Source organism: Agrobacterium sp. SORGH_AS 787 (assembly GCF_030819035.1).
Lineage (GTDB): Bacteria > Pseudomonadota > Alphaproteobacteria > Rhizobiales > Rhizobiaceae > Agrobacterium > Agrobacterium larrymoorei_B.
Genome location: NZ_JAUTBG010000002.1, coordinates 2153831 through 2178724, shown reverse-complemented (window position 1 = coordinate 2178724; position 24894 = coordinate 2153831). Strand labels below are relative to the sequence as shown.

Here is a 24894-nt window from a genome sequence, read left to right as displayed (position 1 = left end):
GGCCGGGAGGTGCAAGACTTGTAAGGCGCTTACGGCTAAAGCCTGGTCTTTTTAACCGATCGGGAATGCCCGCCGAGCGTGATTTGGATTATAGAGCCGATCATGACATTCATCCCAGCGGCTTTCGGCATCTATACCCTCATCAACATCATCGCTTTCGCCCTCTTCTGGTGGGACAAGCGTGCTGCAAGACGAGATGATAGACGGATTCGCGAAAAGACCCTGCTCCTTTGCGCGTTGGCGGGCGGAAGTCTCGGCACGGTGACAGCGCAACACATGCTGCGTCACAAGACACGCAAGCAGCCGTTTCGCGGCCTGCTCTTGGCAATCGTTTTTCTTCACCTCGCTGTGGCGGCCCTGTGGGTGTTTTTCGTCTGGGCCGCGTAAGTTCTCCGAGCGGTCTTGCGGTTAGAAAGACGGACCATAGGTCGTCGTGTCGAATTCTTTCAACGCCTTGCGCAGTCCGATGGTCTGGACTTCGCGGTCAAGCTTTCGCGCATATTTCATCGACAGCCAACTGACGTTGTATCCATGCTTGCGAAAGAAAGACAGAGCTCGCTCATTACCAGCGTGGCTCTCAAGCCCGATTGAGTAAAAGCCCGCGGCAAGGACTTGATCTTCCACCGCACTGAGGAGCTTGCCGCCAAGGCCTTGCCGTTGAAGCCGTGGATCGATCCAGAAATCGGAAATCATATCGTCGGAATTTTCCCGCGCCGCCCAACCGGCGGGCGCGCCGTGTCTTTCGACAACGAGGATGCGATGCCAGAAGGATTGCGTGAAGCCTGCAAAGGCTTCTGCCGCGTTCATTTCCAGGACAGCCGTCAGCCCCAGCGCAGAGCTTGCGACCCGCCATGCCTGCAGGCCGATGGCCGCAAGATGGTGCGCATCCTGTTCATTTGCGTTGCGAATGACGATCACGTTCTGGTCCCTATGGCCCGACGAGATAAAGCATCGGCCCCGCGATTCTTCCAGTCGTATCGGGAATGACCGCGTGGATTCGACCGATTCTTGACTGAAAGGCAGCAAGCTCTTAATCAGGAACGACCAACTTTGGAGTTTTGATGTTCTCTCAATCGGAGTCCCGGTAAAGGCCCTGCCCGCAAGTCACTTGCGAGCCGGGCCATGTTGAAACCGAGCCGGATGCCATTGGCACCCGGGTTTGTTTTCACGCGTCCATATGGACGCAAGCCGGATTCCAACCATGGACATTTCCCGCGCAGAACAGCGCATCCTCCACCTGCTCGCGCAGGGCGGCAGAATTGAACTGACACGAGACGAGAACCGCAAGATCGAGAAAGCCGTACTTTACACGCGCGAAGGCTGGGCTTTCAGCGGGCTCGATCTCATCACCTTCCGCAAACTGAAGAGCAAAAGAGCAATCTCGTCCTCCAGAAGCCAGCCTTATCACATTACCACGCGTGGGTTGGAACTTGTGAGAGGCGAACTCGACAATCGCCGATAAGTGAGCGCGGCGGCTATAAGAGCCGCCGCCTCTCTCCGATTCTCGAGCAATTCCCGTGAACGATCCGACCGTAGGCCTTCGTGCCTCACCGTGGTCGCTATATGGTCGCAACAAGTGCTTCGAGTTGATCTGCGGCAGCGCCCCAGCCTTCATGAAAGCCCATGGCCTCATGCGTCTGTTTGTCTTCTTCCGTCCAGTGGCGTGCCATGGCTGTGTACTTGGTGCGGCCATCGCCCAGCAGTTCAAGAAGGACAATGCCCGTCATGAAAGGCTTGTCCGATGGTACCCAGGCGGACTTGAAAGCGTCGGTAAAGACGATCTTCTTATTCGGCACGACTTCCAGGTAAACGCCGCGGTTTTCAACCTCTTCGCCGTTCGGTCCCTTCATGACGATGAAGCTTGAGCCGCCTGCGCGAACGTCAAGTTCAGCGTGAGACACGCCCCAAGGCTTAGGACAGAACCATTGCTTCAACATTTCCGGATCTGTCCAAGCGCGAAAAATCTTCTCCGGCGGCGCGTCGATCTCGCGCATCAGAATGAGTTCATGCCTTGCGGTTTCAGATGTCATCGTGGCCTCCCGTGCTTGTGTGCCTGAAGCATAACAGAGGATCACGGGATAAACAGGCTTGTTCTTCAGAGGGGCTTTTCCAGCCGCACCTTCTGAAGTTCCACCTTCATGCTCTCGGACCATTGCGTGCCCTGCCACACCACGCGAAAGCCGCAACGTTCATAGACACGGATGGCGTTGATGTTCTTGGCATGGGTAGCGATCTTGGCTGTCTGCACATGGGCGCTGCGCATCTCATCCAGAAAATGCTCGACCAAGACTCGACCGATGCCTCTGCCCTGGTGGTCGGGATCGATCCAGATATCGGAAATGTAGTCCGGCTCTCCAGCACGCGCACCCCAGCCGACAATCATGCCGTCAATCTCTGCAACGACGACATCGCAGTCGGTCTCTCTAGCGAAGACTTCAAACTCGCCGCGCACCCGGTCGATTACAACGGGATCGAGATAGGTATCTTCAAATGCACTGCTCGATTGCCAGGCGCGAATACCGACGAGGCCGACCGCATCGCGATCGGCCTCGGTCATGGCACGAATGATCAGGCCGCTTACCACCACTTGGCGGGCGTGAACTTGCCCGCGGCTTGCTCGATGGCATGCGCCGTCTTGAACAGCGTTTCTTCCTCGAAAGGCTTGCCAATCAGCTGAAGGCCGAGTGGAAGGCCCTTACCATCAAGGCCAGCTGGAACGGAAAGGCCAGGCAGACCCGCCATGTTGACGGTGATGGTGAAGACGTCCTGCAGGTACATCTTGACCGGATCGGAGGCCAGTTCCTTATCGCCGATCTCGAAAGCCGAGGATGGCGTGATCGGCGCGAGAACAGCATCGACGCCTTCGTGGAAGACGTTCTCGAAGTCGCGCTTGATCAGCGTTCTGACCTTCTGCGCCTTCAGGTAATAGGCATCGTAATAGCCGGCAGACAGCACATAGGTGCCAACCATGATACGGCGCTTCACTTCCGAGCCGAAACCAGCGGCGCGGCTCTTCTCATACATGTCGGCAATGTCCTTGCCATCGACGCGAAGGCCATAGCGAACGCCGTCATAGCGGGCGAGATTGGACGATGCTTCGGCGGGTGCCACGATGTAATAGGCCGGCAGTGCGTATTTGGTGTGCGGCAGAGAGATATCGACAACCTCGGCACCGGCATCCTTTAGCCAGGCAACGCCCTGAGCCCAGAGCTTTTCGATCTCTTCCGGCATGCCGTCGACGCGATACTCCTTCGGAATGCCGATCTTGAGTCCCTTCAGCGACTGGCCGATGGCCTTCTCATAATCCGGCACCGGTAGATCAACGGAGGTCGTGTCCTTGGCATCGACGCTGGCCATGGACTTCAGCAGGATTGCCGCATCGCGAACGTCGCGCGCAATCGGGCCAGCTTGATCGAGCGAGGACGCGTAGGCGACGATGCCCCAGCGCGAGCAGCGGCCATAGGTCGGCTTGATGCCGACGGTGCCGGTGAAGGCTGCGGGCTGGCGGATGGAGCCGCCGGTATCGGTTGCGGTGGCACCGGCGCAAAGATGCGCGGCGACGGCTGCGGCCGAACCACCGGAAGAACCGCCGGGAACGAGATTCTTGTCAGAACCCTGAGCGCGCCAGGGGTTTACGACAGGGCCGTAATAGGAGCTCTCGTTCGACGAGCCCATGGCGAATTCGTCCATGTTGAGCTTGCCGAGAAGGACTGCACCGTCATCCCACAGGTTCTGAGTCACCGTGGATTCGTATTTCGGCTTGAAGCCGTCCAGCACATGCGAGCAGGCCTGGGTGTGAATGTCGCGGGTGGCGAACAGATCCTTCACACCAAGCGGAATACCTTCGAGCGCACCGCCATTACCAGCGGCCAGCTTCTGATCGGAGGCCTTTGCCATATCACGCGCCTTGTCATGCGTCGTCACGACATAGGTATTCAGCTTATCGTTGGCGGCGTCGATGGCGGTCAGATAGGCATCCGTCAGTTCGACGGCGGAGAATTCCTTGGCCTTCAGTCTGTCACGCGCTTCGGCAATGGTGAGGCTGGTCAGTTCGGTCATATCGGAAACAGCTTTCGAAACTTTTGAATTTTCAATGTGGGAGCAAACGGGAACCGCTTACTCAACCACCTTCGGGACCATGAAGAAATTGCGGTCGGTGGCGGGCGCATTGGCAACGATGTCATCGGCCTTGTCGCCATCCGTCACCACGTCAGGGCGCTTCTTCATCGCAACCGGCGTGACCGAAGTCATTGGCTCGACGCCATCCACATTCACTTCCGAGAGTTGCTCCACGAAGCCGAGAATGCCGTTCAACTGGCCGAGCATGGTGTTGGCTTCGTCTTCGCTAACGGCAATACGGGACAGGCGCGCGACGCGCTTCACGGTGGCAAGATCGACGGACATGGTTCTACTCCGGTCAAGAATTTTCTACCCGCTATAATGACCATGTCCGTCCTTCGCAACGGTAGAAAGCGTGTCGTGGCCCTCTGCGGCGCAGTTTTGGGCCAGGACACGCCGATGCCGGGTCATCAGAATGTCAGGACTTGACCAACCTTCGGCACGTCCACCCGTGTCTCCGACCCGTCCATGCCCGAGACGAACTTGTCGGCAGTCTGGTCGACGATCGGGAATGAGCCGTAATGGCAGGGAATGGCGTGGCGGAACTTAAAGAAGCGCTGGCAGGCAAGAGCGGCCACCGCGCCACCCATCGTGAAGCGGTCGCCGACGGGAACAAGGCCGACATCCGGCTCGTGTAACTCGTTGATCAGCGCCATATCGGAAAAGATGTCCGTGTCGCCCAGGTGATAGACCGTCGGGCCATCTTCGAAGTGCAGCATCAGGCCATTGGCATTACCGAGAGAGTGCGACACGCCGTCTTCGGTGATCTGCGCAGAGGAGTGCAGCGCATTGGTGAAGGTGGCTGAGAAACCGTCGAAACCGACCGTTCCACCCGTATTGCCCATCTCCAGCTTCTGAACACCCTTGGAGCCGAGCCATGCTGCAAGATCGGCGTTTGCGAGCACCGTTGCACCGGTCTCTGCGGCGAGCCGAACCGTATCACCCACATGGTCGCCATGGCCGTGCGTTAGGAGAATATGGGTGATGCCGCTTGCCGCATCCTTGGCGTCCTGTCCGGCAAAGCCTGGATTTCCGGTGAAAAACGGATCGATCAGGATCTTTGCATGTCCTGTTTCGAGGCGGAAAGCGGAATGGCCGAGCCAGGTGATTTTCATCTAAGTTCTCCTTTGTGTTCTGGTCATACTATGAGATAGGACGGGCCATAACACCCAAAACCTTACTTTGGAGCGATAAGATGGCCGCAGATAATGACGACTATGTATATGACGAGGTGAGCGGCGAATGGCGCCCCGCATCGGAAATCGCGGCGGCGGCAGCCAAGGCGAATGAGGTTCGCGATGCCGCTGGCAATTTGCTGGCAGATGGTGATTCCGTCACGCTGATCAAGGACTTGAAGGTCAAGGGAACCAGCACCACGCTGAAGCAGGGAACCGTGATCAAGTCGATCCGCCTGACCGACAATCCAGAAGAAATCGATTGCAAGAGCGATGCGGTCAAGGGCTTGGTGCTGCGCACGGAATTCGTCCGCAAGAGATAAAGGTAGGGCATGGCAACGCTGACGATAGAAGAACTGGCTGAGACCTTGGGGCCGGGACAGGCGATCGCCGGTCTCGATCTCGGCACCAAGACGATCGGTCTTGCCATGTCGGACCTGTCGCGGCGCTTTGCCACCCCTCGCCCGGTGCTCAAGCGGATCAAGTTCACCCAGGATGCAGCGCTGCTTCTGGATTTCGCCGCGAAGGAAAGGGTCGCCGCCTTCGTCATCGGCCTGCCGATGAATATGGACGGCTCTGCCGGTCCGCGCGTTCAGGCGACGCGTGCCTTCGTCCGCTCGATGAGCGAGAAGACCGATATCCCCTTCATCTTCTGGGATGAAAGGCTCTCCACCGTGGCGGCCGAAAGAGCACTTCTGGAAATGGACGTGTCGCGGGCGAAGCGCGCCGAACGCATCGATTCCGCCGCCGCAAGTTTCATTCTTCAGGGTGCCTTGGATCGGCTTTCCATGTTGGCCAGAGATGCGTCGACGGACGGCTGACGCGCGCGCCACCATGCGGCAATCGCCTTACGCTTGCGAAAGCCGATGATCGCAAAGACAATCAGGCTGTCGACAACGATCGCGCGCGCCACGAGCGGCGGGATCGTCTCCGGTGGAATCCCCAGCACATTGCCATAGATCTGGAAAACCAGATCATGCGCCTGCCGCGTCAGCATGAAAAAGCCGAAGCTCATATCGTAATAAGACAGGCTATACCAACTGCTGAGCAGCAGCACGGGCCCCGCCCACATTATCAAAAACCACTTCATGCCATTCGCTCCCCGGCCAAAGTCGTTCCAGCCATCTGGTCGTCAGGCAGAACGGCGATGACGCCCCAGCGCAGCAACGCCATGATGCACAGGTTCAGTGTCGGGGCATTGAGATCGAGTGGTAGCAGGGCGAAAAACGTCATCATGACGCTCAAAGGTATCCAGCGGCTCACATCGCTTCCTTCTCATCCAGCTCGGAATTCATGGTTAACAAATCGTTAACACCATGAACTCAAGGTTAACGCGGAGCAAATGAAACCTGCATTTATGGTTAACGCGGGACCTTGGGATGTGGATAACAACGGGCCGAACAGGCGCCGCGCGTCGGGCAAGGCAACGCGCCTTCTTTCAGTTTGAAAGTCGTCTAAGGAACGATGGATCAGCCGTAGAGGGCTCGAACGACACGCTTGACCGCCGTGGCGATCTTGTCCCAATCCTTGTCACCTTTCAGCGACACGCCGGAAAACTGGCCATTTGTTGTTCCGGCAATGACGAGGTGCTGGATGGAGGCAAAGAGCATGGCGTTCATCACGGCCGAGTCTACGCCCTTCGGTGGCTGGAGGGAACCGCGCATGCGATCGATCCACCTGGCCAGCGCTTTCGAACGGGCGTCTGCCAATTGCGTCACCTGCGGGGTCTGCTCGGACACTTCCCAGGCGATGATCTTGCAGACCAGCGGATCGGCGCGCAGCGCATCGAGATAGGAGAGCATCAGCCTCTCCATCAGGTCACCATAGGTCAGCAGGAACATACCGCCTGTATCTTGCGGAATGCGCTCCTGCACCCAGGATGCCAGATCCTCGCCGATGGCTGAAACCAAGCCTTCGAGGCCGCCGAAGTAACGATAGATCAGTTGCTTGTCGCAACCGGCGCGACGCGCCACGGCGTTGATGCCGAAACCCTGAAAGCCTTCTTCCGCCAGCAGGGATTTTGCCGCAGCGAAGATTACCCTCTCCGTCGCGGCGCGATCCTTGATGCGCTTTTCCGGCGCGGGCGACATGAGGGCGGCAGTGCCATCGATGGCGAGCATGGCTTTTCCGAATCTCCGTGTGGTGACCTATCATGTGCGGTTAGCAAAGAGTTAACAACACGACAATCGAGACGGAGCCTAGCAGCCATAGCTTTCCTGTGGATGGTGGAAAGGATGGCTATTCCGCAGGGTCAGGCACCCAACGACATCCCGAACCACGCGGTACCAGCTGGCATCCCCGCAAGCGGTGAGAATCCGCGCGACTGCCAGAAGGCGATACCATTGTGATTGTCAGGATTGGCGCCGAGATGGATGCCGGAAATGCCATTGCTCCGCGCCATTTCCACCCACATCGACAACAGCCGAGAACCACCACCGGTGCCGCGGGCTCGCTCCAACAGGTTCATGTGGATATGGGCGGGGTAATTCTGAAGCACGGAAGCGGGCATGCGGGATGGCCGATGAATGAAGGCAACGCGCTTGCGGTGTTCTTCTGGCAGAGCGTTGGCCTCTTCTTCCGCGAGCGGATAAAGCTTGCGCAGCTTCGGCCACCAAGCCTGCTCTAGCCGTTCTTGGTAAGCTGCGGTATCAGTGGCGCCGACGATGTAGCCGCAGACGCCCTCCCCATCTTCCGCGACGAAAGCGCTGTCTGGACACAGATGGAGATAGTGAACGGCATAGATATTACCGACGATCTTGTCGTCGCCGTAAAGGTGCGAGGCATCCTTGCCCGCGTCGCCCGTTGCAAGGCAAATGGCAAACAGCGCCTCTTCGTCTTGCGGAACAGCTTTGCGGAAGGTGAGCATCACGACACCGGCGGGTAAAGCAGATCGATGATGTAAGTGGGATCGAAGCGGCTATCGAGCATGCCGTATGTATGACGCCAGCCTCCGGCCAAGCGCGTTTCGAGGAAGGCATCGGCGATGCGCCCTGCCCCGATACGGCAGAGTTCGGCAGCAGCAGCGGCAAGAGCAAACTGCTCTACCAGCAGACGGGCAGCGCCTTCGTCACGCTCGCAGAGTGCAATCGCGGCGCGCAGCACATCCGTGGTCTTTTTGCCCGAAGGGCCCAGATCGCGTTCAAGAATTTCGAAGACGAGATCGAACAGATCCTTCCCTCGCTGGAGCACACGCAGCACGTCCAGCGCCATGACGTTGCCGGAGCCTTCCCAGATAGCGTTGACCGGGGCTTCGCGATAGTGCCGAGCAATCGGGCGCTCTTCGACATAGCCGTTGCCGCCCAGGCTTTCCATCGCCTCATAGATCAGGGCGGGCGCGATCTTGCAGCACCAGTATTTGACGATCGGCGTCATCACGCGCGCGTAAGCCGCTTCCGCCGGGTTGCTGCGGGCGCTGTCGAAGGCAGTCGCTAAGCGGAAGGACAAGGCGGTCGCAGCAGCGACATCCAGCGCCATGTCCGCCAGCACGCGCGTCATCACCGGCTGGTTGACGAGCGGCTTACCGAAAACCGAACGACCGCGGGCAAAATGCACGGCTTCCGCGAGCGACGCGCGCATCATGCCGGAGGACGCCAATGCGCAGTCGAGTCGCGTCAGTGTCACCATGTCGAGAATGGTGCGAATGCCAGCACCGGGCTCGCCCAGCAGATAACCGAAGGCATCGCTGAATTCGACTTCGGCCGACGCATTGGAGCGGTTGCCGAGCTTGTCCTTCAAACGCTGGAAATGCAGGCCATTGGCCGAGCCGTCTTCCAGAAAGCGCGGCACAAGGAAGCATCCCATGCCATCGCCCATCTGCGCCAGCATGACAAAGCCGTCGCTCATCGGAGCCGACAGAAACCATTTGTGACCGGAGAGGCGATAGATGCCCTCGCCCACCCGCTCTGCGGTGGTGCGGTTGGCGCGCACATCCGTGCCACCCTGCTTCTCGGTCATGCCCATGCCGACGGTCACGGCCGTCTTATGCATCGCAGGTTTCTGTGAGGAATCATATTTGCGCGAAAGGATTTTCGGCGCCCATTCGTTCTGCACGCGGGGCGATGCCATCAGCGCCGCCACCGAGGCATGCGTCATGGTCAGCGGGCAGAGATGGCCCGCTTCAAGCTGCGCCGTCAGATAGAACTTCGTGGCGCGTGCCTTGTGCTCGTTGCCACGCGTATCGGCGGAGTTCTCCCAGGCCGCACTGTGCAGTCCGGACGACATGGAGCGGCGCATCAGCGCATGCCAGGCCGGGTGGAACTCCACCTGATCGAGACGCTCGCCGCGTGGGCCGTGGGTGTGCAGCTGTGGCGTGCTGCGGTTTGCCATGCGCGCCAGTTCCTGGGCTTCGGCAGAGGTGACGTAGCGACCGATCTGATCCAGCTCATCGCGAAGCGGGCGTGATAGGTTGGAGGTCAGATCGACGATGAGCGGATCGGACCGATAGGCGTTGATCCCGGACCAGAGGCTAGGCTGGTTCAGTTCGGCAAGCTGTTCTTCGGTCCGGTTCATATCTGTCATCGTGTACTTTTATCGGGATTCGCAATTAAATGCCTAGATAGGCTCGTTCCCGGCTTATCCCATGCTTGCCGACAAAGCCACCTGTCTTTATAGACCGCGACTGACTATTCCGGCCCGGAGGACAGTTCCATGGTCTATTTTCCCCATCGCCATCTGCTCGGCATCAAGGGGCTTTCCCATCAGGATATCACACTTCTTCTCGACAAGGCCGATGAGGCCGTAAAGATCAGCCGCCAACGTGAGAAGAAGACATCCACGCTTCGCGGGCTGACGCAAATCAACCTGTTCTTCGAAGCCTCTACCCGCACCCAATCCTCCTTTGAACTGGCCGGCAAACGGCTGGGTGCCGACGTGATGAATATGTCCGTCGGTAACTCTTCGGTGAAGAAGGGCGAAACGCTGATCGACACGGCCATGACGCTGAACGCCATGCGACCGGATGTTCTGATCGTGCGTCACTCCTCTGCCGGTGCTGCAGCGCTTCTGGCGCAAAAGGTCGCCTGCTCAGTCGTCAATGCCGGCGACGGACAGCATGAGCATCCGACGCAAGCGCTGCTCGACGCGTTGACGATCCGCCGCGCCAAGGGTGGGCTTTCCGGCATAACCGTTGCCATTTGCGGCGACGTGCTGCATTCGCGCGTTGCACGCTCCAACATCATTCTCTTGAACCAGATGGGCGCGCGGGTGCGTGTCGTCGCGCCACCAACGCTGCTGCCCTCCGGCATCGCCGACATGAGCGTGGAAGTCTATCACGACATGAAGGAAGGCCTGAAGGGCGCCGATGTCGTGATGATGCTGCGCCTGCAACGCGAGCGCATGGCGGGCTCCTTCGTGCCTTCGATCCGCGAGTATTTCCATTATTACGGCCTCGATGCGGAAAAGCTGAAGGCAGCAAAGGAAGACGCGCTGGTCATGCATCCCGGCCCGATGAATCGCGGCGTGGAAATCGCCTCCGAAGTGGCAGACGGGCCGCAAAGCGTGATCGAAGCCCAAGTGGAAATGGGTGTCGCCGTGCGCATGGCCGTAATGGAAACACTTCTTCTTTCTCAGAACATGGGAGAGCGCGTATGAGTGCTGCGACCGTCCTCAACAATGTCCGTATCATCGACCCGTCGCGTAATCTCGATGAGACCGGAACGATCATCATCAGCGCCGAAGGCACCATTCTGGCGGCTGGCAAGGATGCGCAGAACCAGGGTGCGCCGGATGGCGCAACGGTCCGCGACGCCAAGGGACTGGTTGCTGTTCCAGGACTTGTGGATGCCCGCGTCTTCGTCGGAGAACCGGGTGCCGAACACCGCGAGACGATCGAGTCCGCCTCGCGTGCGGCCGCCGCTGGTGGCGTGACCAGCATCATCATGATGCCGGATACGGATCCCGTCATCGATGACATCGCGCTGGTGGAATATGTGAAGAAAACCGCTCGCGACAAGGCCGTCGTCAATGTTCATCCGGCAGCCGCTTTGACCAAGGGCTTGCTGGGTGAGGAGATGACCGAGTTCGGCATGTTGAAGGAAGCCGGGGCGGTTGCCTTTACCAATGGTCGCAAGGCGTTGTCCGATACGCTGGTGCTACGCCGCGCCATGACCTATGCCCGCGAATTTGATGCGGTCATCTCGCTGGAGACACGCGACAAATATATCGGCAATGGCGATATGAATGAGGGGCTGCTGGCGAGCTGGCTCGGCCTTCCAGGCATTCCCAAGGAAGCAGAAATCATTCCGCTGGAGCGTGACCTGCGCATCGCGGCGCTGACGCGCGCCAACTACCACGCCGCAAAGATTTCCGTGCCGGAATCGGCAGAGGCCCTCAAGCTCGCCAAGGATCGCGGCGCGAAAGCGACCTGCGGCATTTCGATCAATCATCTGACGCTTAACGAAAACGACATTGGCGAATACCGCACCTTCTTCAAACTCTCGCCACCACTACGGGCCGAAGACGATCGCGTCGCCATGGTCGAGGCGTTGAAGAGCGGTACGATCGATATCATCGTTTCCTCTCATGATCCGCAGGATGTCGATACCAAGCGCCTGCCCTTCTCGGATGCGGCCAGCGGCGCGATTGGCCTCGAAACCATGCTGGCAGCAGCGCTTCGCCTGTATCACAGTGATCAGGTTCCGCTGATGCGACTGATCGATGCGCTTTCGACCCGACCCGCGCAGATCTTCGGGCTCGATGCCGGAACGCTGAAACCTGGCGCAAAAGCCGATATCACCCTGATCGATCTCGATGAGCCATGGCTGGTTTCGGAAAAGAACCTCGTGTCGCGTTCGAAGAACACGCCGTTCGAGGATGCACGCTTCAGCGGCCGCGCCGTCAGCACATATGTTGCGGGCAAGCTCGTTCATTCACTGCAGTAGAAATGTTGGTGCGCGACGACGCACTTGAAGAGGGGACATAGACATGACTGCATTGACCGTTTGGGAGACAGCGACGGCATTTCTCGCTCTTGCCGCTATCATCGGCTACCTCCTTGGCTCCATTCCCTTCGGCTTGCTTCTGACGCGGGCCGCGGGTCTCGGCGACGTTCGCCAGATCGGCTCAGGCAACATCGGCGCGACCAATGTGCTGCGCACCGGCAACAAGAAGCTCGCTGCGGCAACCCTTCTGTGCGATGCTTTCAAGGGAACGGCTGCGGTGCTGATCGCCAATGCGCTCTGGGGATATGAGGCATCGCTGGTGGCGGGCTTCTTCGCCTTTCTCGGCCACCTCTTCCCGGTCTGGCTCGGCTTCAAGGGTGGCAAGGGTGTCGCGACCTATATTGGCGTGCTCCTGGGCGCCGCTCCACTGATGATGCTGGCCTTTGCCGCCATCTGGCTGATCACCGCCTTTGTCACGAAGTATTCGTCACTTTCGGCGCTGGTCGCCATGCTTATCATCCCGATCATCCTGTGGATTTTGGGACCGGAAAAGACCGCGCTTCTGGTCACGATCCTCAGCATCATTTCCTGGTACATGCATCGCGAAAACATCAAGCGGCTCTTGGCCGGTACGGAAAGCAAGATCGGCAAGAAGGGCTGAGACACGATTGTCTCGGGGGTCTGGGGGCAGATATGTCGCGTGAGGAAGAAGCGAAACGCGGCATCGTCCTGACGGAACGTCAAAAGCTTTCATGGTTGCGTCTGATCCGCAGCGACAATATCGGCCCGGAGACCTTCCGCGATCTGATCAATCAGTTCGGCAGTGCTGACGCGGCACTGGAAGCCCTGCCCGATCTTTCCCGTCGCGGCGGCGCGGCGCGCAGCCCACGCATCGCGACACTTGCTCAGGCCGAGCGCGAGATGGAAACCGCAACACGGTTTGGCGCACGCTTCGTCGGCATCGGAGAACCAGACTATCCGCCTGCGCTGCGCGAGATCGACGGTGCGCCGCCGTTGATCGCGATAAAGGGCTCCGGTGCTACGGCTATCCGCCCGTCTCTTGGAATCGTCGGCTCCCGCAACGCCTCCATCAATGGTGCGAAGTTTGCAGCGATGTTGGCACGACAATGCGGACAGGCGGGATATACCATCGCCTCCGGTCTCGCCCGCGGCATCGACGCGGCTGCTCACGCCGCCAGCCTTTCGACCGGCACCGTCGCCATGCTGGCAGGCGGTCTCGACAAGCCCTATCCGCCTGAAAACTTCCGCTTGCTGGATGACATCTACGCCAATGGTGGCGCCACCATCAGCGAGATGCCCTTTGGCTGGGAGCCGCGTGCCAGAGACTTTCCGCGGCGCAACAGGTTGATTGCCGGCGTGTCCCTCGGCGTGCTGATCGTTGAGGCGGCTGAGCGCTCCGGCTCTCTCATCACCGCGCGGCTGGCTGGAGATTTTGGGCGCCTTGTTTTTGCGGTGCCAGGCTCACCACTTGACTCTCGCTGCCACGGCACCAACCGATTGATCAAGGACGGTGCAACGCTGGTAACGGAAGCGGCCGATATTCTCGATGCGCTCTCACCGATGATGGCGCCGAGGTTCGATCTGCCGCACGTGGCGAGAGACGGCACAGAAGATCAGCCCATCTCTCAAGGCGCTGGCCACCACGCCGGAGATAAGGAGCGCGCCATCCTCGCTGAGGCACTCGGCCCCTCGCCTGTCGAGACCGACGACATTATCCGCCACACCGGCCTGCCCGCGTCGACCGTCTATCTTCTGCTTCTCGAACTCGACATTGCTGGCAAGTTGAACCGGCATTCGGGCGGACGCATTTCCATGATCATGGCTGAGTGAGAGGTCGAAGCGCTATTGAAAGGCAGCTTCTGATCACGTTCCAGCGACACAATTTCACCTATCTACAATTGTTTCATCCTGACGGAAATTCCAGAGGTTGCATATAGGCGTGAAGACAGAAAAACGGGCTCTCCCCCTTGACCGGAACGCATTACCTGTCCATGTCGAAATAAAAGGAAGGCGTTGTTGCGTGCGGAATCAGCGACGATGCCGGTTAACGGACATGTTTCCAGAGAAAAAAATATGAATGTCGTCGTCGTAGAGTCTCCGGCAAAAGCCAAGACGATCAACAAGTATCTTGGCCCCGGCTATAAGGTTCTTGCATCGTTCGGCCACGTTCGGGATCTTCCCGCCAAGGATGGTTCGGTTCTTCCCGACCAGGATTTCGAAATGTCCTGGGAGGTCGATCCTGCCTCACAGAAACGCATGAAGGATATTGCCGATGCCGTGAAGGCATCCGATGGACTGTTTCTGGCGACCGACCCTGATCGCGAGGGAGAAGCGATTTCCTGGCACGTTCTCGATCTTCTCAAAAAGAAGAAGGTTCTGGGCGACAAGCCGGTGAAGCGCGTGGTGTTCAACGCCATCACCAAGAAGGCTGTTCTGGATGCGATGGCCGAGCCGCGTGACATCGACATTCCTCTCGTCGATGCTTACCTTGCCCGCCGGGCGCTCGATTATCTGGTCGGCTTCAATCTCTCACCGGTTCTCTGGCGCAAGCTGCCGGGTGCGCGCTCCGCTGGACGCGTCCAGTCCGTGGCGCTTCGCCTTGTCTGCGACCGCGAATCCGAGATCGAGCGTTTCGTTTCGGAAGAATACTGGAACATCTCTGCGCTTCTGAAGACACCGCGCGGTGACGAGTTCGAAGCCAAGCTCGTTTCGGCCGATGGCAAGCGCCTACAAGGCAAGTCTATCAAGACCGGCGACGACGCGACCCGGTTAAAGACGTTGCTCGAAGGCGCAAGCTATGTTGTCGACACGGTCGAAGCCAAGCCGGTCAAGCGTAATCCTGGCCCGCCCTTCACAACGTCCACGCTACAGCAGGCCGCGTCTTCGCGCCTTGGCTTCTCCGCTTCGCGCACCATGCAAGTAGCGCAGAGGCTTTATGAAGGTATCGATATCGGCGGTGAGACCGTGGGTCTCATTACCTATATGCGTACCGATGGTGTGCAGATGGCGCCGGAAGCGATCGATGCTGCACGGCGCGCCATCGGCGAGCAGTTTGGCGACCGCTATGTGCCGGAGAAGGCACGTTTCTATTCCACCAAGGCCAAGAATGCCCAGGAAGCGCACGAAGCCATCCGTCCGACGGACTTCAATCGCTCGCCGGACAAGGTGAAGCGTTACCTCGATTCCGATCAGCTTCGCCTTTACGATCTGGTCTGGAAGCGCGGCATTGCAAGCCAGATGGCGTCTGCCGAGATCGAACGCACGACGGTTGAAATCCTTGCCGATAACAAGGGCGAGAAGGCTGGTCTTCGTGCGGTCGGCTCCGTCATCCGTTTCGATGGCTTCATTGCCGCCTATACGGACCAGAAGGAAGATGGCGAGCAGAGCGACGACAGCGAAGACGGCGGACGTCTGCCGCAGATCAATGCCCGCGAAAATCTCGCCAAGCAGAAGATCAATGCCAGCCAGCACTTCACCGAACCGCCACCGCGCTATTCGGAAGCATCGCTCATCAAGAAGATGGAAGAACTCGGCATCGGCCGTCCCTCCACCTATGCCGCGACGCTGAAGACGCTCAGCGACCGCGAATATATCGTCGTCGATAAGCGCAAGCTGATCCCGCACTCGCGCGGTCGGCTGGTGACGGCTTTTCTGGAAAGCTTCTTCACCCGCTATGTTGAGTATGATTTCACCGCCGATCTAGAAGAGAAGCTCGACCGCATTTCCGCAGGCGAACTCGACTGGAAGCAGGTTCTTCGCGACTTCTGGAAGGATTTCTTCGCCCAGATCGAAGACACCAAGGAACTGCGCGTCACCAACGTTCTGGATGCCCTGAACGAAGTGCTGGCGCCGCTCGTCTTCCCCAAGCGCGAGGACGGTTCCGATCCTCGCATCTGCCAGGTCTGCGGCACCGGCAACCTGTCTCTGAAGCTCGGCAAATATGGCGCTTTCGTCGGCTGCTCGAACTATCCGGAGTGCAACTACACCCGCCAGCTGACCTCGGATGGTGCGGAAGCCGAAGCCGCAGCGCTGAACGAGCCGAAGGCACTCGGTGCCGATCCGATGACGGGCGAAGAGTTGACGCTTCGCTCCGGTCGTTTCGGACCCTATATCCAGCGTGGCGACGGCAAGGAAGCGAAACGCGCATCCCTGCCCAAGGGCTGGAAGCCGGAAGACATCGATCATGAAAAGGCGCTGGCGCTGATCAACCTGCCGCGCGACATCGGCAAGCACCCCGAAACCGGCAAGATGATTTCTGCCGGCATCGGCCGCTATGGTCCGTTCCTGATGCATGATGGCGGTTATGCCAATCTGGAGAGTGTAGAAGACGTGTTCTCCATCGGCCTCAACCGCGCCGTGACCGTCATTGCCGAAAAGAAGGCAGCGCCGGGCCGTGGCCGCGCATCGACGCCAGCCGCGCTGAAGACACTGGGCGACCACCCCGATGGTGGCGCGATCACGGTTCGCGATGGCCGCTTTGGCCCCTATGTGAACTGGGGCAAGGTCAATGCCACGATCCCCAAGGCACAGTCTCCCGATACGGTGACACTGGACGAGGCGCTGGTGCTGATTGCCGAACGCATTGCCAAGACGAGTGGCAAGCCGGTGAAGGCGAAGAAGGCTCCGGCGAAGAAAAAGGCCGAAGGCGATGCAGACGCCAAGCCCGCAAAGGCGAAAGCGGCAAGCAAGACCAAGGCGGCCGCCAAGCCGAAAGCGGCGGCGAAGCCCAAGACAGCAGCAAAAACCAAGAAGGCAGCATCGTGAGCAAAGCAGCGCGTCAGAAACAGAATTCCGCCAATGACGGTTTCGGACGCACCGCCCGCTCAAAGCGTGTGAATGAAGGCGAAGGCATCATCCATGGGGAAGTGCCTCCGCGCGACGTGCTGCTGAAGTTCATTGCCGAACATCCGCAACAGGCCTCCAAGCGAGAAATCGCCAAGGCCTTCGGCCTGAAGGGCGATAGCCGCGTGGTGCTGAAAGCACTGCTGAAGGAACTTGAAGTTGACGGCATGGTGCAGAAGAACCGTAAGTCGCTGATGCGACCCGGCGGACTGCCGCCTGTGACGGTTCTCGACATCACCACGCGCGACAAGGATGGCGAGTTGATCGGCCGCCCGGCAGAATGGCCGGAAGACCAAGGTGCGGCACCCGCTGTCCTTATCCGTCAATCGTCACAAGACCGCGGCAAAAAGGGTCCCGCGGCCGGTTTGAATGACCGTGTGCTTGCCAAAATTTTTCCCTCGAAGGATCGAGCCGGACCGGCCTATACCGCCCGCGTCATCAAAATTATCGATCGCCGACAGGGCGCGTTGATTGGCGTCTTCAAGGAGCAACCTGGCGGCGGCGGACGTCTGATGCCGGTGGACCGGCGCGGCGAAGAACTGGTGATCGACCCCGATGGCGTCAATGATGCCAAGGACGGCGATCTGATCGAGGTGGAAGTCTCGCGCAACAGCGGACGCTATGGCCTGAAGCGCGCCAAGGTTCTCTCCGTGATCGGATCGGTGGCGTCGGAAAAAGCCATTTCGATGATCGCGATCTATGCCCATGGCATTCCGCATATCTTCCCGCAGAATGTTTTGGCGGAAGCGGATGCGGCAAAACCTGCCACCATGGCGCATCGGGAGGACTGGCGCGATCTGCCGCTGATCACTATCGACCCGGCGGACGCCAAGGACCACGACGATGCGGTCTATGCCGAGCCTGATTCGTCGCCCGATAATCCCGATGGCGTGATCGTCACCGTGGCGATTGCCGATGTCTCCTATTATGTGCGCTCTGGCGCGCCGCTCGATCGCGAAGCATTGAAGCGCGGCAACTCTGTTTACTTTCCGGATCGCGTCGTGCCGATGCTTCCGGAGCGGATTTCCAACGATCTCTGCTCGTTGAAGGAAGGCGTCGATCGGCCAGCGCTGGCGGTACGCATGGTGTTTTCCAAGGAAGGCCGCAAGGCATCGCACACCTTCCATCGCATCATGATGAAGAGTGCGGCCAAGCTTTCCTATCAGCAGGCGCAGGCGGCGATCGATGGCAAGCCGGATGACAAGACCGGCCCGATGCTGGAGCCCATCCTGAAGCCGCTCTGGCATGCCTATGAGGTGATGAAACGCGGCCGCGATCGTCGCCAGCCGCTTGAACTCGACATGCCGGAACGCAAGATCGTGCTGCGAAGCGATGGCACCGTCGACAAGGTCATCATTCCCGAACGCCTCGATGCCCACAAGCTGATCGAGGAAATGATGATCCAGGCGAACGTTTCCGCCGCTGAGACGCTGGAAAAGAAGAAGCAGCCGCTGGTCTATCGCGTTCACGATGCCCCCACGCTTGCCAAGCAGGAGACGCTGCGCGAATTCCTCGCGACACTCGGCATCACCATGGCCAAGGGTGGTCAGGTGCGTGCCAATTCCTTCAACGGCATTCTCGCGCGCGCGGAAGATACGCCCCACCAGATCATGGTCAACGAGATGGTGTTGCGCTCCCAGAGCCAGGCAATCTACAGCCCGGAGAATATCGGGCACTTCGGCCTGAACCTGATGAAATATCTGCCCACTTCACCTCGCCCATTCGCCGCTATGCCGATCTGATCGTGCATCGCGCGCTCGTTGGCTCTCTGGGACTTGGCGAAGGCGGGATCACGCCGCAGGAAGAAGCCACGCTTGACGATATCGCCGCTGAGATTTCGACCTTCGAGCGCCGCGCCATGGCAGCCGAGCGCGACACCATCAACCGTCTGATCGCTCACCATCTTTCCGAACGCGTGGGCGAGGAATTCGAAGGCCGGGTCGGCGGTGTCACCAAGGCGGGACTATTTGTCGCGCTTCCGCAGTTTGGCGCGGACGGCTTCGTTCCTATATCTACGATAGGGACCGATTATTTCATCTATGACGAAGCGCATCAGGCACTGACGGGTGAGAAGACCGGCCTCGGTTTCCAGCTTGGAGATACCGTTCAGGTTCGTCTGGCAGAAGCCGTTCCGCTGGCAGGTGCGCTTCGCTTCGAGATGTTGAGCGAAGGGCGAAAGATGCCCGCAGGAACACGATCCTTCCACAAGACGGCGCGCCGGGGTGGAGGGCGCACGGCGACACCGGGAACGAGACCGCCGCGCAGGAAACGCTGAAGCATTCTCTAAGCTCAGTCCAGCAAGACTTGGCCGAGGCGCCTCAGTGCAATAATTCTTGGAGGAACGGGCATGAGCGAGATCCAGACAGTGCAATATGCCGGCGACAAGCAGGAGCGACCGCTGGGTCGCTCGATCATGCGCGGCATCTCATGCCGTTGCCCGGCCTGCGGCAGCGGCCGGTTGTTCAAGGCCTGGCTTAAGCCCGTGGACCAATGCGCCGCTTGCGGCGAGGATCTGCATCATCAACGCTCCGACGATCTTCCACCCTATATCTCGATCATGATCCTTGGCCACGTGGCGGTCGGAGGCTTCATGATGACGGACCTGATCCTCATGGTGCCGATGTGGGTGCATTTCGCCATCTGGGTGCCCATTACGATACTGGTGGCGTTATTGACCATCCAGCCGATCAAAGGTGGCGTCATTGGCCTGCAATGGGCACTGAGGATGCATGGCTTCAGCAGTGAGCCCGAAAAGACGCAGATCGACGGATCGTCCCACTGACAGGCGACCACCGCTTTGCCTGCTGAATCGCAAAATGAAAAATCGCCCTATCTGCGTCCAAGGGATGCGGCCTGTCTGATTCTGGTCGATCGCACGGACGGCTCTCCGCGTGTGCTCGTCGGCAAGCGCAGCAGCGGACACGTCTTCATGCCGGATGTCTACGTCTTTCCGGGTGGCCGGCGCGACCCACGCGATCACGCCCTGCCCTTCAGCACCGACCTCGATCCTCTCGTTATCGACAAGCTCAGGCGCTCTGCTTCGCGTGCCATGACGGTTGCCGGCGCGCGAGCCTTGGCGCTGGCGGCTGTGCGCGAGTTGCAGGAGGAGACGGGGCTTTGCTTTGGAACCGGGTGTGAACAACAGGGACCGGATCTCTCGGCTCTACGTTATGTGGCGCGCGCGATCACGCCGCCTGGGCGCGTCAGGCGATTCGATACACGATTCTTTTTGTGCTTCACCGACGACGTCGGCATTGAGCCGGCCAATATTGAAGATTCTGCAGAGTTGCAGAACCTTCAATGGCTTGACATTCGCGACAGTTCCGGTGTGAACATGGCGGCGATTACACGGATGGTTCTCGAAGATGTCACAAACTTCATGATAGGTGATCAGCCACTACAATTTGAAAGCCGGGTGCGACTTTACTTCGAGCGTCGCGGCACATTCATTCGCGGCTTTCTGTAAAAGGTCTCCATGTCACATCCCAACTGCGACGCCGACAATATCCACTGGCCATCGCTTATTGCCGCCATATCCGCTATCAGCGCCGTGGGCATCGCTATCGGCCTCGGATTGCCGCTCTTGAGCCTCATTCTGGAGCGCCGCGGTATTTCGTCAAGCATGATCGGATTGAACTCGGCCATGGCCGGTGTTGCCGCCATGATTGCAGCGCCCATTACCAGCAAACTTGCACATGACTTCGGCGTGGCGCGCACCATGTTGACAGCCGTGGTCATCTCGTCGGTCAGCGCCTTGGGCTTTTATTATGCCGCGGATTTCTGGATGTGGTTTCCGCTCAGAATCGTCTTCCACGGGGCCACAACGACGCTCTTCATCCTGTCGGAATTCTGGATTAATGCCGCCGCGCCGCCACGCAAACGCGGGCTTGTGCTTGGCATTTACGCAACTGGCCTTGCCATCGGCTTCGCGGTGGGGCCTCTGCTCTTCTCGACGGTCGGCAGTGAAGGCATCACGCCATTTCTCGTCGGCTGCAGCATCATCCTCCTCGCCGCCATCCCGATCTTTCTGGCGCGAAATGAGAGCCCGCCGCTCGACGAGAAGCCGGCCCACCATTTCCTGCGCTATATCTGGCTCGTACCCATGGCCTCGGCCGCAGCCTTCGTCTTCGGCTCTGTCCAAGCCGGTGGCCTGTCACTCTTCCCGATCTATGCTACGCGTGAAGGCTTCAATGAATCGCAAGCAGCGCTTCTGCTGACCGTCATGGCAATCGGCAACATGACATTCCAGATTCCGATCGGCCTTCTTTCCGACCGCATCACCAATCGCCGTCTGCTGCTTGGCGTCATGGCCTTTATCGGCCTTTGTGGTACGCTTGCGCTACCACTGCTCGTCAACAACTGGATCCTAGTGGCGGTCCTGCTGCTGCTCTGGGGTGGCCTCGTCTCGGGCATGTATACCGTCGGCCTTACGCATCTTGGTTCGCGACTCACGGGATCCGACCTCGTTGCCGCTAATGCGGCCTTCATATTCTGCTACGCGACGGGCACGATTGCCGGGCCGCAGACGGTGGGCGTCGCCATGGATATCTTTGGAAGCAACGGCTTTGCCTGGGCATTGGCGGTCTTTTTCGGCTTCTATGTCGTTCTTTCCGTTGGGCGTTCGGTTTTCGGCTCAAAACAGACTTGACTTTTCAGGCGCGATCCGTAGTTTCGCGCCAGATTTAGCCGGGATCGATGAGGTCCGCGGCTCACTTACTTGTTAAAGGCAGGACGACCATGGCGAAAGCTACAACAATCAAGATCAAGCTGCTGTCGACGGCCGACACAGGTACTTTCTACGTCACCACGAAGAACAGCCGTACATTCACGGACAAGATGACGAAGACCAAGTACGACCCGGTCGTTCGCAAGCACGTTGAATTCAAGGAAACCAAGATCAAGTAGTCAACTTGATTTTGTCCTTAAAGAACGCGCCCTTGAGGCGCGTTTTTTCGTTTTGGACGGTCGTTTAAAGAATCGACCTAACGCCTGCCGCGATCTTTTAGCGTCGCTCCTTGCGCTTCAGGTCCTTGTTTTGTGGCATGTCGTTATCGCAAAACCGCTGCACAGTTTTGCGTTGTCCGTTCTTTAAGTGCGAACGGATTTCCAGGCCGATGCTTGAATGCGGGGCGTAGCCACGGCTGTAGGACGCGCGTCGAGAGAAGCTGCGCAACGCAGACGGTCGAGTTGTACCACATGTAGCTTGAGAGATCGTTATGGCGTGGGGTCGGCCGGGATAACCAGGATAGCACGAGGAACCATCAATTGGCATCGCCGGCCGACCGACCCCAAGACCCAGGAGATGCGGCGGACCTGAGCATCAAGGGGTATTTCGTGCTCGGCTCCCTTGAAAATAGAACCGAGCGGACTGTTAAAGTGCTAGTGCCTTCTATCAACTGATATGTCGGCATAAAGTTATTTGTATGAACAAAGTTTCGCTCAAGACGCCCAAAAGTTCAACACTTTATTAAGGTGTCGCCATTCTTGCTTTGAAATATGGTTAAGTGTGCCATCCCGGAACAGAGACTCGAAGCCAGCTTATTGGTAGCAACGCGCTACTGAAGAAGCCTCGAGGGTGGGTCAGTCTATGGAACTTTACTCAGGCTGCGGCAGCAACGACGCGGTTTCGGCCGCTTCTCTTCGCTTCATAGAGTGCCCGATCTGCCCGTCGCATCAATTGCTCTGGACTTTCGACGCCCGTTGCATTCGAAGCGATGCCGAGCGACGCGGTAATCTTCAAGGATTGCCCGGAGCGAAGCACAAACGCGGTGTCCTCAATGATCGAGCGCAGGGACTCCGCCACCACCGAGGCAGCCTCCACCGAGGTGTCCGGCATCACCACCACGAACTCTTCCCCACCGTAACGGCAGGCGAGATCCGCACCGCGCACGGTGGAGCGCAACCGGGCAGCAAATTCCTGCAGCACCTCGTCGCCCGCCTCGTGGCCGTAGAGATCGTTGACCTGCTTGAAGCGGTCTATATCCGTCATACAGACGGACAAGTGCCGGCCTCGAAGGGCCGCGCGGTTGAACAACGTCTTCAGGTGAAGATCCAGATAGCGACGATTATTGAGGCCGGTAAGTCCATCGATAACCGCAAGCTCCATTGTCTGGGCGAGGTTCTCACGCAGCCTGTCATTGAAGCGCTTGCGCTTGATCTGAGAGAGAGTGCGCGCCACCAGCTCATTGGGATCGATCGGACGAATGATGTAATCATTGACCCCAAGATCGAGCGCGCGCACGACCATCGCATCGTCGTTCTGCTCGGTGATGATCAGAAGCGGCAGGAAACGCGTTCTCTCAAGCGAGCGCAATTGCGAACAAAGCCTTAGCGGATCGCAATCATCGAAGTTGGAATTGATGATGACGAGATCATAGGCGTTCTCCGCAGCCTCGAAAATAACGTTGGCCGGATCGCTCCAGGCGATCACCTCGCCAACCGGCTTCAAGGCCTTGACGATACGCTCCTGCGAGCTGGCCCTGCCATCGACAAGGAGAACGCGACCAGGCTTTTCGATATGGCCGTCGGCGCCAATCGATTCCTGAATACCCATGGTTTCTGCGGTCATCGCCCGCCCACGCAGCTCGTCGCTCATGGTTTTGAGACGCGCCAGGCTCTTGACCCTTGAAATAAGTTGCAGGTCGTTGACGGGCTTCGTCAGAAAATCATCCGCGCCAGCCTTCAATCCGCGGACCCGATCCGCAGGCTGATCCAGCGCCGTTACCATAACGACCGGAATATGCGCGGTCGCTGGGTTGGCCTTCAGACGTTCACAAACCTCGAAGCCATCCATCTCCGGCATCATGATATCGAGAAGAATGACATCGACCTGGCCTTCCGCACAAATCGCTAGGGCATCACGGCCATTATCGGCGCAGACCACGTCAAAGTATTCCGCCAGCAAACGGGCTTCCAGAAACTTCACATTGGCTACAATGTCATCGACGACCAGGATTCTAGCAGTCATTCGGTCGCCCCTATTGCCTTAAGCATCGCCTAAATAAGTCTTGATCGTCTCAATAAACTTCGGAACGGATATTGGCTTGGAAACATAGGCTTCGCAACCACCTTGGCGGATGCGTTCCTCGTCCCCCTTCATAGCAAAGGCTGTGACAGCGATTACAGGAATCACATGAAGTTCATCATCTTCCTTCAGCCATTTCGTGACTTCAAGTCCAGATACTTCGGGTAATTGAATATCCATAAGAATAAGGTCTGGTCTATGCTTACGCGCAAGCTCAAGTGCTTCCATACCATTGCGTGTCTGTATGGTCGTGTAACCGGATGCCTCGATCAGATCACGAAAGAGCTTCATGTTTAGCTCGTTGTCTTCAACTATCATGACCTGCTTGGGCATGGCGGCAGTCCTTGTTACGCTTTGAAACCGTCCAGCTGACATATAAGGTGCCGAAGAACCGATTCCATTATCCCCTGCCGAGGGAGGCTAAAGCGATTTGGTTGAAAAATAGGTAACTTCCGGCAATAAATGCGGCGTGAGATGAAATACAGCAAACCCATCGTCAAAGACCCCGAAGAAACCGTTGCCGCCATTCTTGGATGGTTGGCAAACGAGCCGGATATTCTCGCCCGTTTTCTCGCGCTCTCCGGACTGCAGCCCAACATGCTGCGTGCGGCAATACAGGACCCCGGCTTTCTGGCAGGGTTGACGGATTTCGTCATGAACCACGAGCCGGACCTCATGGCGTTTTGTGAAGCCTCCGGGTTCAAGCCGGAAGATGTGCAAGCGGCCTGGCACAAATATTCCGGTCCTGGTCTCGATTCCGGCGTCTACTGAGATGTGGAGCGCCAAGGCGCGCTCTTGAGCAACGTCTGATTCACGACTATGGTCGAGGCCGTTC

At 58.5% G+C, this 24894-nt stretch carries 27 protein-coding genes and 1 pseudogene; 15 read left to right on the top strand and 13 right to left on the bottom strand.

All coding sequences use genetic code 11. The features are described from left to right. The first annotated feature begins 102 nt into the window (after window positions 1-102). Complete coding sequence (locus QE435_RS19825) at window positions 103-387, top strand: DUF1294 domain-containing protein (protein WP_349042418.1); 285 nt, start codon at window positions 103-105, stop codon at window positions 385-387. Between the two features lie 21 nt (window positions 388-408). On the opposite strand, the gene QE435_RS19820 is transcribed toward QE435_RS19825, so the two are convergent. Next, window positions 409-918 (bottom strand): GNAT family N-acetyltransferase, encoded by a 510-nt coding sequence (locus QE435_RS19820; protein ID WP_349042417.1) that lies wholly within the window; start codon window positions 916-918, stop codon window positions 409-411. Between the two features lie 283 nt (window positions 919-1201). Between QE435_RS19820 and QE435_RS19815 the strand changes: the two genes are divergently transcribed. Next, on the top strand, window positions 1202-1462 hold the full coding sequence (locus tag QE435_RS19815; protein WP_349042416.1) for a YjhX family toxin: 261 nt from the start codon (window positions 1202-1204) through the stop codon (window positions 1460-1462). A gap of 97 nt (window positions 1463-1559) precedes the next feature. On the opposite strand, the gene QE435_RS19810 is transcribed toward QE435_RS19815, so the two are convergent. The 5 genes from QE435_RS19810 to QE435_RS19790 form a co-directional block, all read right to left on the bottom strand. Beyond that, the gene (locus tag QE435_RS19810; RefSeq protein ID WP_349042415.1) at window positions 1560-2030 is read right to left on the bottom strand and encodes an SRPBCC family protein; all 471 of its coding nucleotides are present in this window, start codon (window positions 2028-2030) and stop codon (window positions 1560-1562) included. 65 nt (window positions 2031-2095) lie between these two features. Continuing rightward, a complete protein-coding gene (locus tag QE435_RS19805) occupies window positions 2096-2587 on the bottom strand; it encodes a GNAT family N-acetyltransferase (RefSeq protein WP_349042414.1) in 492 nt (163 codons plus the stop codon). Then, a complete protein-coding gene (gene gatA, locus QE435_RS19800) occupies window positions 2578-4059 on the bottom strand; it encodes an Asp-tRNA(Asn)/Glu-tRNA(Gln) amidotransferase subunit GatA (protein WP_306932337.1) in 1482 nt (493 codons plus the stop codon). Before gatA ends, QE435_RS19805 begins: the two co-directional genes overlap by 10 nt. A gap of 57 nt (window positions 4060-4116) precedes the next feature. Beyond that, window positions 4117-4404: an Asp-tRNA(Asn)/Glu-tRNA(Gln) amidotransferase subunit GatC gene (gene gatC / locus QE435_RS19795; protein WP_306932335.1), complete on the bottom strand. Its 288-nt coding sequence runs from the start codon at window positions 4402-4404 to the stop codon at window positions 4117-4119. 125 nt (window positions 4405-4529) lie between these two features. Further along, the gene (locus tag QE435_RS19790) at window positions 4530-5234 is read right to left on the bottom strand and encodes a metal-dependent hydrolase (RefSeq protein ID WP_306932334.1); all 705 of its coding nucleotides are present in this window, start codon (window positions 5232-5234) and stop codon (window positions 4530-4532) included. An 80-nt stretch (window positions 5235-5314) separates the two neighbouring features. On the opposite strand from QE435_RS19790, the gene QE435_RS19785 reads away from it, so the two are divergent. Then, on the top strand, window positions 5315-5617 hold the full coding sequence (locus tag QE435_RS19785; RefSeq protein ID WP_306932332.1) for a zinc ribbon domain-containing protein YjdM: 303 nt from the start codon (window positions 5315-5317) through the stop codon (window positions 5615-5617). Between the two features lie 9 nt (window positions 5618-5626). Next, a complete protein-coding gene (ruvX, locus tag QE435_RS19780) occupies window positions 5627-6115 on the top strand; it encodes a Holliday junction resolvase RuvX (RefSeq protein WP_306932330.1) in 489 nt (162 codons plus the stop codon). Here ruvX and QE435_RS19775 read toward each other — a convergent pair. The 5 genes from QE435_RS19775 to QE435_RS19755 form a co-directional block, all read right to left on the bottom strand. Then, complete coding sequence (locus tag QE435_RS19775; protein WP_349042413.1) at window positions 6058-6384, bottom strand: DUF6105 family protein; 327 nt, start codon at window positions 6382-6384, stop codon at window positions 6058-6060. The genes ruvX and QE435_RS19775 overlap by 58 nt on opposite strands. Next, complete coding sequence (locus QE435_RS19770) at window positions 6381-6557, bottom strand: hypothetical protein (protein ID WP_306932327.1); 177 nt, start codon at window positions 6555-6557, stop codon at window positions 6381-6383. The genes QE435_RS19775 and QE435_RS19770 overlap by 4 nt, the downstream gene beginning before the upstream one ends. Before the next feature lie 206 nt (window positions 6558-6763). Next, complete coding sequence (locus QE435_RS19765; protein WP_349042412.1) at window positions 6764-7414, bottom strand: TetR/AcrR family transcriptional regulator; 651 nt, start codon at window positions 7412-7414, stop codon at window positions 6764-6766. A 131-nt stretch (window positions 7415-7545) separates the two neighbouring features. Continuing rightward, window positions 7546-8160: a GNAT family N-acetyltransferase gene (locus tag QE435_RS19760; protein ID WP_349042411.1), complete on the bottom strand. Its 615-nt coding sequence runs from the start codon at window positions 8158-8160 to the stop codon at window positions 7546-7548. After that, a complete protein-coding gene (locus QE435_RS19755) occupies window positions 8160-9812 on the bottom strand; it encodes an acyl-CoA dehydrogenase family protein (protein ID WP_349042410.1) in 1653 nt (550 codons plus the stop codon). Before QE435_RS19755 ends, QE435_RS19760 begins: the two co-directional genes overlap by 1 nt. Before the next feature lie 129 nt (window positions 9813-9941). On the opposite strand from QE435_RS19755, the gene QE435_RS19750 reads away from it, so the two are divergent. From QE435_RS19750 to rpmG, 10 genes and pseudogenes are all read left to right on the top strand, one after another. After that, window positions 9942-10883, top strand: a complete 942-nt coding sequence (locus QE435_RS19750) for an aspartate carbamoyltransferase catalytic subunit (RefSeq protein WP_306932319.1) — start codon at window positions 9942-9944, stop codon at window positions 10881-10883. Next, window positions 10880-12172 carry a dihydroorotase gene (locus tag QE435_RS19745; protein ID WP_349042409.1) on the top strand — a complete coding sequence of 431 codons (1293 nt, stop codon included), beginning with the start codon at window positions 10880-10882 and terminating at the stop codon, window positions 12170-12172. Before QE435_RS19750 ends, QE435_RS19745 begins: the two co-directional genes overlap by 4 nt. A 43-nt stretch (window positions 12173-12215) precedes the next feature. Then, window positions 12216-12833: a glycerol-3-phosphate 1-O-acyltransferase PlsY gene (gene plsY / locus QE435_RS19740; protein ID WP_349042408.1), complete on the top strand. Its 618-nt coding sequence runs from the start codon at window positions 12216-12218 to the stop codon at window positions 12831-12833. A gap of 32 nt (window positions 12834-12865) precedes the next feature. Next, a complete protein-coding gene (gene dprA / locus QE435_RS19735) occupies window positions 12866-14023 on the top strand; it encodes a DNA-processing protein DprA (RefSeq protein WP_349042407.1) in 1158 nt (385 codons plus the stop codon). A gap of 243 nt (window positions 14024-14266) precedes the next feature. Further along, the gene (gene topA / locus QE435_RS19730; protein WP_349042406.1) at window positions 14267-16957 is read left to right on the top strand and encodes a type I DNA topoisomerase; all 2691 of its coding nucleotides are present in this window, start codon (window positions 14267-14269) and stop codon (window positions 16955-16957) included. After that, window positions 16954-19310 (top strand): annotated as a pseudogene (gene rnr, locus QE435_RS19725) (ribonuclease R). Before topA ends, rnr begins: the two are co-directional and overlap by 4 nt. Before the next feature lie 72 nt (window positions 19311-19382). After that, window positions 19383-19817 carry a DUF983 domain-containing protein gene (locus tag QE435_RS19720; RefSeq protein WP_349042405.1) on the top strand — a complete coding sequence of 145 codons (435 nt, stop codon included), beginning with the start codon at window positions 19383-19385 and terminating at the stop codon, window positions 19815-19817. A gap of 51 nt (window positions 19818-19868) precedes the next feature. Continuing rightward, entirely contained in the window at window positions 19869-20501 is a 633-nt protein-coding gene (locus tag QE435_RS19715; RefSeq protein WP_349042916.1) for an NUDIX domain-containing protein, read from the top strand. Between the two features lie 9 nt (window positions 20502-20510). Continuing rightward, window positions 20511-21683 carry an MFS transporter gene (locus QE435_RS19710; RefSeq protein WP_349042404.1) on the top strand — a complete coding sequence of 391 codons (1173 nt, stop codon included), beginning with the start codon at window positions 20511-20513 and terminating at the stop codon, window positions 21681-21683. Between the two features lie 89 nt (window positions 21684-21772). Beyond that, window positions 21773-21940, top strand: coding sequence for a 50S ribosomal protein L33 (gene rpmG, locus QE435_RS19705; protein ID WP_003496403.1), 168 nt, complete (start codon window positions 21773-21775; stop codon window positions 21938-21940). A gap of 694 nt (window positions 21941-22634) precedes the next feature. Here the strand turns inward: rpmG and QE435_RS19700 are convergent. After that, the gene (locus tag QE435_RS19700) at window positions 22635-24002 is read right to left on the bottom strand and encodes a PleD family two-component system response regulator (protein ID WP_349042403.1); all 1368 of its coding nucleotides are present in this window, start codon (window positions 24000-24002) and stop codon (window positions 22635-22637) included. A gap of 18 nt (window positions 24003-24020) precedes the next feature. Beyond that, window positions 24021-24392 carry a response regulator gene (locus QE435_RS19695; RefSeq protein ID WP_034854043.1) on the bottom strand — a complete coding sequence of 124 codons (372 nt, stop codon included), beginning with the start codon at window positions 24390-24392 and terminating at the stop codon, window positions 24021-24023. A gap of 141 nt (window positions 24393-24533) precedes the next feature. On the opposite strand from QE435_RS19695, the gene QE435_RS19690 reads away from it, so the two are divergent. Continuing rightward, complete coding sequence (locus tag QE435_RS19690) at window positions 24534-24830, top strand: DUF3572 domain-containing protein (protein WP_349042402.1); 297 nt, start codon at window positions 24534-24536, stop codon at window positions 24828-24830. The last annotated feature ends 64 nt before the right edge of the window (window positions 24831-24894 follow it).